Annotated in this window: 2 protein-coding genes; both read left to right on the forward strand. The window is 68.1% G+C overall.

What is annotated here, in order from left to right:
- Nucleotides 1–93: 93 nt before the first annotated feature.
- Entirely contained in the window at nucleotides 94–588 is a 495-nt protein-coding gene (locus tag SK854_RS48130; RefSeq protein WP_051769340.1) for an OsmC family protein, read from the forward strand.
- A 32-nt stretch (nucleotides 589–620) separates the two neighbouring features.
- Nucleotides 621–1,082, forward strand: a 462-nt coding sequence (locus SK854_RS48135; RefSeq protein ID WP_319981895.1) for an ABC transporter permease subunit, incomplete at its 3' end; no start/stop codon positions are given.

A 1,082-nucleotide genomic window follows, 5' to 3' on the forward strand; every position in this document is an offset into this window, starting at 1 on the left:
TCATGACTGCCACGTGTGTGGGACACGTGACGTCTTCGGCATGGGGTGGATCGGCCGCCGACGATGGCTCACCGAGGGGAGCACGTCGTGCACATGAGAGGTCAAGAGGAACGCAACTTCGCGGTACGCCTGGAACACCGCGGGGGATTCAGGTTTCTCAGCCAGGCATCGGAGGACGGCCGGTTGCACGGCGCGCCGATTCAGTCCGACGAGCCGGATCCGGTGGGTGAGGCATCGGCGCACGCGACGCCGGCACTGTTCGGCGCTGCGCTGACGCATTGCTTGTCGGCCAGCCTGCTCGAGACGTTGCGGCACGCGCACGTCGACGTGCAGAGCTTCACCGCCGACGCGATCACGGTGGTCGCGCCGAACGACGAGGGCCTGCCGCGCATCCGCCGCGTCGAGGTCGTTCTCCGGCCCGTCGTGCCGGCGGACTCGCAGCGGCTGGAGCGGTGTGCGGAGGTGTTCGAGAAGCACTGCACCGTCACCGCCTCCGTGCGCAGCGCCGTTCCGGTGGAGGTCAGGGTGGACTGGCAACTGGTGGAGGCTCCTGAGGTACTGCGCGAGGTGGCCACGACCCGCACGTGATGCTCTCGGAAGCGAGAGTTGGGGGAGGTCACATGTACGCCGAGATCGGCTTGTGGATCTCGGGCAGCCTGCTGCTGTGGGTGCTGAGCGCTGGACTGGCGATGAGCGCGGCTCTGCTCATCGCCGTCGGCACCCACAGCAGGCACAGGGTGTTCCGCCTCGCTGCCACCGCCGCCATGCACGTGACGCGAGGCGTGCCCACCAGTCTTCTGGTGATCGTGTTCGGCCTTGCCTGCATGCGGGTTGGTGACGTACCGGCACTTCCTGTCGTGTTCCCCGGTACGTCACCGCAGTTCCAGTTCGTCGCGTGGGGCATCGTGGCCGCACTGGGCGTGGGATCGGCCGGCCACATCGCGGTGATCTACCTGACGGCCTGGCAGTCGGTCGGCAGCAAGCGGCTCGAACAGGCCCGCGTCATGGGATTGTCGCCGTCCCAGCAGCTTCGCGTCGTGGGCCGGGAAGTGCTGCCACTGGTGCTCGGGCCGCTGGGCGCA

This window comes from Lentzea sokolovensis (assembly GCF_033949975.1).
Lineage (GTDB): Bacteria > Actinomycetota > Actinomycetes > Mycobacteriales > Pseudonocardiaceae > Lentzea > Lentzea sokolovensis.